Annotated in this window: 2 pseudogenes; one reads left to right on the top strand and one right to left on the bottom strand. The window is 37.1% G+C overall.

Annotated features, from left to right (window positions below):
• Positions 1–17: 17 nt before the first annotated feature.
• A pseudogene (locus NMK50_RS00980) lies at positions 18–1,818 on the bottom strand (ShlB/FhaC/HecB family hemolysin secretion/activation protein).
• An 823-nt stretch (positions 1,819–2,641) separates the two neighbouring features.
• Here NMK50_RS00980 and NMK50_RS00975 point away from each other — a divergent pair.
• Positions 2,642–7,610: pseudogene (locus tag NMK50_RS00975) on the top strand (DEAD/DEAH box helicase).
• Positions 7,611–8,749: the final 1,139 nt, after the last annotated feature.

The raw sequence follows: 8,749 nt of genomic DNA, 5'->3' as shown, positions 1-8,749 counted from the left end.
ACTCCCCATCGCTGTGTTTAAAGACTCACTGTCATCGTCACAAAAACCGTGCCCGACTTGTTGTGTTTTACGGTGCTCCACAAAATATTCGAATAGCTTGCATCAAGAGAGACAATTCCCCCCACAAGCTTGACCCCTGTTGTCCAACCAGCAAGCTGTTCACTCTTCAAGCCATAACACGCTTGTGAAAAAATACGCCCATAGTCCAAACCAACATAAGGACGAAGTTCACCAAAAATCTTTTGCAAAGAAGCATTATTGCTCCAAGGCACTGCACGCAAAGACAACTCATTGCGGCTGAAAAAACCGTTATTGCCAAAGAGCAAACTCTCACGCGTACCCCGCACATTGGAAGCACCCCCCAAGGAAATCTGCTCCGCACCCAATAAATTATGCGGGGAATATTGCCCTACCAAAAGAGTGTTGAGGATAAAGTCCAATCCCCCCACCTTAAAGGGTGTCATCGTACTCAGTGTGCCTGTAAATTTTGTAAATTGAGGCTCCCCATCCCCTGCACCTGCTTGATGCTTCTTGACAGAATGAAACAAACCAAGCCCTTGCAAATAATTGATATCAAATGTCCAAGTCCCACCAAACATCTGGCGCGAATGCGAAACACCAATATTGGCAACACTGTATTGCCGGCTGCCAACCTCAATCTTATTGCCAAGCAGATAATTGTTGGTTCTTTTATAAGAAAGACCCCAATTTAACGTCGTTAACGAAAGACCATCACGATCAATCACTCTGCTCACATTGCCGTGCAATTCACTGGAATTGCCCGTCGTCTCAATCTCTGTAAAATTGCCCTTAATAATGCTCAGGTAATCATAAACAGAACCATGCAAAGAAAATGTCCAATAACCGTAAGGGACACTCACACTTGCCGAAAAATTATTGCTATGCCCCTCTTGTTTGCTCTCACCCCAATAATCTGTTGCACTGCGTTGATAGTTAAAATCCCACGCATCATTAATCTGCAAAAGATTTTCAACCTTTATCCCCGCACTATAACGCGCATAGCCCGTCGAGGCTTGGTCCCAAATTGTCATGGCTAACAGTCATACTTAAAGTGTGACCAGGATGATGGCTAATATTGACAATGGTGCTGCCCTCTTCACGACCAGGTAAAAGTTCACTTTTAGCATGCGCTGAATGAAGCCTGTTGATCTGATCAAGGCCCTGTTCAATATCGCGCATATTGAGAATGTGCCCTTTAAGGCCAGGAAAAGCACTCCACACAATATTGTTATAAGCAGAAGCCGGAAAACCATTATAATAGATCTCTGAAAGTTGCCCCTCATCAACAACAAATTTGAGAGTTTTGCTGCTTTTGATATCCTGATCGGGAATATAAAAACGCGCCGTCACATAGCCTTTCTCTAAATAAAGCTTGGTGAGCTGTTTCATCAATCCCTGAATATCAGAAAGCCCAAGACATCGCCCAACATAAGGATTCGTCACGGTTGCGATGCTGCGCTTTTTGAGATGATGCACACCCTCAACAGCAATATGATGAATGGCAAAACACGGTCCCCCACCCAACAGCGCGCCTTGCTCTCTTTCAGAAGAAGAGGTCATTCCTTTGGGCGTTAAAGCCCGCAAACTCTCTATCTTCTCTAATCTTTGCTGCTCAGCCTGTTGACGTGAAAAAACATCTGCTGGAGACTGGAAAACAGCCGAAGAGCGCGCCAAAACTCCCCTTCCACCACAAAACATGCAAAAGAAGATAAAAACGATTAGAAAAAGCCTTAAGCGATAAGTTTGACGTAAATATCCAAAAAACAATGAAAGACGCCCCCACTTTTGGTCATCCAGTAAAGCGCTCTTTAAAAACGCTTCATAAATATTTGAAAATTTTGAGCAAAAAAGTACATGCGTTCGCATCCAGAGATATCAGCATCTCAATACAATTGGCACCAAAACCTTGCCTGATTTTAATTTTGTGAAAATCTCTCCCCCACGCTTTTATCATGTACTTCTTAACCAAAACTGTTCGGAGTGTCAATCTTTAATGCTCCCTATCCCCATCAATAAAAAAGCGCGTGCTTTTAAAGATCTTCAAAACAATTTTGCAAAATTCTTTTCAATGGCATTCTGTTCGCTCACCTCTCTGCAAAGCGAATGATCACAATTCTATTGAAATAAGAGTTTTGCCTCTTTTGTTAGTTTTGTCTGTTGATTTACCCCCTCCCATTTAAAAAAGTTGAGAGAGAAAATAAAAATATTCTATTTCAATAGGTTAGCATTTTATACACTTTTGCAATCCAATACATAAAAGCAATGTGAACAAAATAGACAATCAGTGACTTGAGTTTTGTTTGTTTTGTCAATTTTTATCGGTAAATTTAACAAATAATTGTTATGTTTTTTAGAGGTAATAAAATACTTCAAAATAACCATTTTGATCACTTAAAATACGGTTCAAATTTGTCTTTATTGTCGCAAAAACGAATAGCAAATTTCATTACTTTGCTGTTTATAGGCTGTTTATAATTGCATCTTGGTAAATTTTTTTGAAGCAATTGATAGATTTTCGAGCCATTTTGGTTTATTGGGCACTCGATATTTGTTCTAAATGTATTTATAAAACGCCATTGCAATTCTTTGAGTCTCATAAGGCAATGGAGTTTATTGAATAATGTCTCAAAATATTAATTCTGATAATAAACAATTCTCTTTACGCTCTCTTACAATCTTATCGTGAAAAACCAATCTCAGAACAGGAGAAGCAAAAAGCTTTCGAAAAGTTTGTAATTGCTTATCTCACGCAAAACCCTCTCCAATGCCAAGAATATGAAACGGTCCAAAGCTATAGAGACGTGGCTGATGTGCATTTATGGAAAGGAAGCGATGAAGATACGGATATTGATCTGGTGGCAAAAATACGTGATTGCAATGAATATGTCGCCATTCAATGTAAATTTATGAGACAAATTATCAGATCACACAAGAGAATATTGAGAGCTTTATCGCCATCTCAGGTAAAAATCGTTTTAAATATCGCCTTCTTATTGACAGCACGCAAGGGGAATTAAGCGAAAACGCCAATACCATGATTGTAGGACAAGCGGTTCCGGTTTATCGCATTAATCTCTTTAATATGGAAGACAGTGCAATCGATTGGGGGATTTTTGAAACAGAAGGGAAAATTGTTCTTAAAGATAAGAAACAAAAGTTGCCTTTTACCCATCAGAAAGAAGCCATTGAAGCTGTCTGTGAGGGTTTAAAAGAAGCAGACCGTGGCAAGCTGATTATGGCTTGTGGAACAGGTAAAACCTTTACGAGTCTGAAAATAGCAGAAACTCTTGCTGGTCAAGGCAAGCGTGTTTTGTTTTTGGTGCCTTCTCTTGCTCTTATGTCACAAACCATACGCGAATGGACAGCGGATGCACAAGTCCCATTACGTTCCTTTGCGGTTTGTTCTGATAAGCAAATAGGCAAGCGGCGTCTCAATAACGATGATGATGCTGAACTGAGTGCCTCGGATTTAGCCTTGCCTGTCACAACCGATGCGCAAATGCTTGGAGAGAAAGGAAACAAAGTTTCTCCCCATGTTATGAATGTTGTTTTTGCTACTTACCAATCAATCCAAGTGATTGCCGATGCGTAAAAGGATCATGATTTACCTGAATTTGATCTGATCATTTGCGATGAAGCTCACCGTACAACGGGGGCGGCTTTGGGAACTGATAAAAGTGAATCTGATTTTATCAAGGTTCATGATAACAGCATTATTCAGGGCAAAAAACGTCTCTACATGACCGCAACCCCGCGCATCTTTAGTGACCATGCGAAAAGGCGTGCGAATGAACTGGATGCCGTGCTGGCTTCTATGGATAATGAGATAATCTATGGAAAACAGCTGTATTTTTATAGTTTCTCCGATGCCGTCAAGAATGAACTCTTAACGCCTTATAAGATTATTGTCTTGGGTGTGAATGAACAAGCGGTAGTCCAATCCATTCAACATCTTATGACCGATGATAATTATGAACTTATTCTTGATGATAAGACCAAAATCGTAGGGTGTTACCAAGCCCTTAGCAAAATCGATCTAAACTTGATCTAAATGATGATCCAAATCCGATGCACCGTGCTTTGGCTTTTTGTAAAGATATTAAAACTTCTGAACGCATTCGTGATACCTTTAATTCTGATGAAATTCAGTCTGAATTACGTACTCTTTATGAAAGTCATAAAAAACGCCTGCTCTTCACTGTAGATTTGAGCATATTGATGGAACTTGTAGCGCTAAAGAGCGTACAAAAAACTTGATTGGTTAAAAGAAGATGCGGGGAAAAATACCTGCTGTGTTTTAACCAATGTCCGTTGTCTTTCAGAAGGTGTGGATGTCCCTGCTCTTGATGCGGTAATGTTTTTACACCCGCGCAAAAGCCAAGTGGATGTGATACAGGCGGTGGGGCGTGTGATGCGTCGGGCCCCCAATAAGAAAAGAGGCTATATCATTTTACCGGTTGGAGTCCCTGCTGGGATCTCCCCCGAATTGGCTTTAAAAAAACAATAAGAAATACAGTGTTGTTTGGCAAGTTCTCAATGCTTTGCTTGCCCATGATGAGAATTTTAGCAAAACCCTTAATCAAATGAATTTAGGGCAAGATGTAAGTCATACCTTAGAGATTATCGCCTTAGACAGTATGACTGTGGTTGAGGAAAAACTCTTACTCTATGAAAAACCAGAAAGTACGGGACTGAAAATTGGAATACCTGCTTATGAACCTTCTTAGAGCATTGAAGTACAAGGAAAATTACCCTTTTTTATTGAGTTTCCCAATGCCCTTAGAACACTCCTTGCTAAGAAATTTGCTATCACCGATTATTGGGAAAACTGGGCGGGCAATGTTGCTGAGATTGCACAAAATCATATCAACCGCCTGCAAAATATGCTTGCTGATGAAAAGAGTAAAGCACGCCGTGCGTTTGATGCGTTTCACGAGGAATTAAAGAACAATTTAAACAGTGATATTAAACAAGAAGAAGCGATTGAGATGCTCGCACAGCATCTTGCCACGCGTCCTGTTTTTGAGGCTTTGTTTGATGGCAATCAATTTGTTCAAAACAATGCCATCTCACAAGCAATGGAAAAGATCTTAAAGGAATTAGACAAGACAAATATTGAAGAGGATTCGAGGGAACTTAAAGAGTTTTATGACAGTGTCAAATTCCGTGCCTCTGGGATTACCGAACCCTATGCAAGACAAAATCTTATTATCAAGCTTTATGAAAGCTTTTTTGCCAAGGCTTTCAAACGTACAACCGATAAGCTTGGTATTGTTTATACCCCTGTTGAGGTTGTGGATTTTATTATTCGCCCTGTTGATGATGTTTTACGCAAGGAATTTGGCAAGAGCTTCGGTTCACGGGGTGTTTCTATTCTTGACCTCTTTACGGGAACAGGTACCTTTATCACGCGTTTTTTATAATCCAATCTCATTAAAGCAGAGGATATGGAATATAAGTTCCGTCATGATATCCATGCCAATGAGATTGTTCTTTTAGTTTATTACATAGCAGCGATTAATATTGAATCGACCTATCATAGTCTTATGAAAGGAGATTATATTCCCTTTAAACATATTGGTTTAACCGATACGTTTCAGATGCTTGAAGAAAAAAATCTGCTACAAGCATTGTTTAAAGAAAACAGTGAATATTTGGAAGTTCAGAAAAAACTCAATATTGAAGTGATCTTTGGCAACCCTCCTTATTCGGTTGGACAAAAAAGCGAAAATGATAATGCCAAGAATACTCCTTATCCACTCTTAGATAACCGTATTTGTGAAACCTATGCTGTTCAATCAAAAGCAACGAATATACGGGCGCTTTATGATAGTTATATTCGTGCTATTCGCTTGGCAAGTGACCGTATTGAAAATGCTGGGGTCATCGGTTTTGTTTCTGGTTCTGGTTACATAGAAAAACCAGCCATGGATGGTTTGCGAAAATCTTTAACCAAGGAATTTACCAGTATTTATGTGCTCAATCTACGGGGTGATTTTCGTAAGAATATGTTAAGCGGTGGTAGAGCTCAAGAAGGAGAAAATATTTTTGGTAGTGGTAGTATGACCGGTATTGCCGTAACGTTATTTATCAAAAATCCCAATGTTTCTGGAGAGTGTAAAATTTACTATCATGATATTGGCAATAATCTTACAATAGAAGGTAAACTTGCGACTCTTGAGTCCCTTAGTAGTATTGGTGGCATTACACGGAGTAATCGCGGTTGGAAAATCATTACACCAGACGAGCACGGAGATTGGATAAATCAACGTGATGATAGTTTTAAAACGTTTATAACCTTATGTAATAAAAAAGATCATGGTAAAAAACTTTTTGAGACTTATTCTCGTGGTATTATGACGAGCCGTGATACTTGGGTATACAACTCAAGCCGTGAATCTTTAGCAAAAAATATGAAAAATATGATTGCTTTTTATAATAACAAAATAAAACGTTTTAATGACACATATCCACATGCTGACTATAAAACACGTGCAAAGGCTGTAGACAATTTCGTTAACATTGATACGACAAAGATCTGTTGGAGTAGTAGTCTGAAAGAAGAGTTTGTAAGAGGCAAATGTTCTGAATTTAAAAATGATTGCATGATTCAAAGTCTTTATCGTCCATTTATACAGCAATGGCTTTACTATAGTCGTATTTTTAACCATATAGTTTTCCAAATGCCGCTTATATTTCCAATGGGAAAAGCCGTTGATAATAGAGTGATTCAAGTTACAGGCGTAGGAGCACGAAGTGGTTTTTCTGTTTTGATGAATAAACATTTACCTGATTTGAATATGATAGATGGTGGTAGCCAATGCTTTCCATTGTACCTTTACGAATATGCCGCTTCTTCAAAAGACAAAAATAAAAAACAACCTCATTTATTTATAAATTCTACAGAGGAAAGCACAATCACTGGTTTACAACGTCGTGATGCCATTACTGATGAAGGATTAGCACATTTTAAAACAGCTTATCCTAATGAGATTATCACTAAAGAAGATATCTTTTATTATGTTTACGAGCTCTTGCATTCAGAAGATTATCGTGCTTGTTATGCTGATAATCTCTCTAAAGAGCTCCCTCGCATCCCTTGTGTAAAGAGTGCTGAAGATTTCTGGGAATTTGTTAATGCTGGTCGTGAATTAGAAAATTTACACGTTAATTATAAAACCATAGAACCTTATCTCGTGACCTTTAAAAAAGGCAATCCAAAACTGACAGATATCAAGAACCCCGAAAAGTTTTATTACGTTACAGAAATAAAATTCGCTGGGAATGGTAAGGAAAAGAATAAAACCACTGTTATTTACAATAGCAATATCACAATAACAGATATTCCTCTTAAAGCTTATGACTATATCGTAAATGGTAAATCTGCTCTTGAATGGGTTATGGGGCGTCAATGTGTAAAAACTGATAAAAAGAGTGGCATTGTTAATGATGCCAATCGCTATGCACTTGAGACCATTGGCAACCCTGCTTATCCATTGAAATTGTTCCAAAGGGTTATTACGGTAAGTTTAGAAACAATGAAGATTGTTAAAAACCTACCAAATTTGGAATTAAGAGAAACTGAATAGATTTAAGACTTATGAAGCATGCCTATCATATGAACATGCCAATCTCATAAGGGGTATAGATCTTATAACCATAATCTATACCCCTCTTGTTATGTTGCTTATGTACAATCTTAAAGGAAAATTCTTTACCATGCGCTATTCTAAAAAGAGAAGCCTTGCACTTTTAGATACTCTCATTTGGATTGCTTTAAGGCTTTTAAGAAATCCTATCTTAAATAGAATGAGATTTTTTACATTGCCTTTAAAAGATTAACTCGCAATCTCAAATGATGCCTTTCATATCTTGCAAAAGCTCTCTTTAAAAAGAATTATGCGTATTAATAGGTTGTATTTATCAATAGAGATTGTTTTTTGAACAATTGATAAAACGTAATATATTGAAAAATAATGCTTTTTATCTTTTTAGTGTTTTTTTCTTAAAACCAAAAAGTTTCAAAACTCAAAACCCCCTTTAAATTGATAAGTTACTCTTTATAACACGATTCATAACCATCTCTTATCTTTTAAAAGTCTTAAAGAGTTATATGCCCTCTCATAAAACATGGTTTAATCATTCATTAAAATCATAAATGTTGTCTGTTAAATTTTTAGACAGATACTGACAAGCTTTAATCAACTTATCTCATTAATTGTCTATATAAATCATCTTATTAACATTGAATATTTCTCAAAACACACTAACAAATTGAAATATAATGTTTTTTATTTTTATCGAAAAGTTTTTTTAAAAGTGAGGGGGTAAAATGACTGCTAATAACTGACAAGAGACAAAAGCCCCTTAAAAGATATTTTGATAAGGATATAAGAATTCAAAGTGTTTTCATAACAAATCAAAACCGCATGATCATATTATCGTTTGTTTTATGAGAATGATGCGGTAGCTATAGAGAATGAATCAAAACATAGATTTGAATCAAAAGCGTTGGTTATAAAAACGCGGTCTCTTTATAAAATGACAACGAAATTCACAAAAATACTCACAAGGCATCTCATAAAAATAATGATGCATTATAAAGTTAAAAATAAACATCATAAGAGCGTTTTTATTTATTATAATATTTAAAAGAGAAAATAACGCAATTGCGTAATATAGAGTCAAATATAGGAAATAAAACGTAAAATATTCATAAGCATATGAT

The sequence above is a fragment of the Bartonella harrusi genome (genome assembly GCF_024297065.1).
Classification (GTDB): domain Bacteria; phylum Pseudomonadota; class Alphaproteobacteria; order Rhizobiales; family Rhizobiaceae; genus Bartonella; species Bartonella harrusi.
The sequence above is the reverse complement of the archived record's forward strand: the minus strand, read 5'-3'. Positions and strand labels throughout refer to the sequence as shown.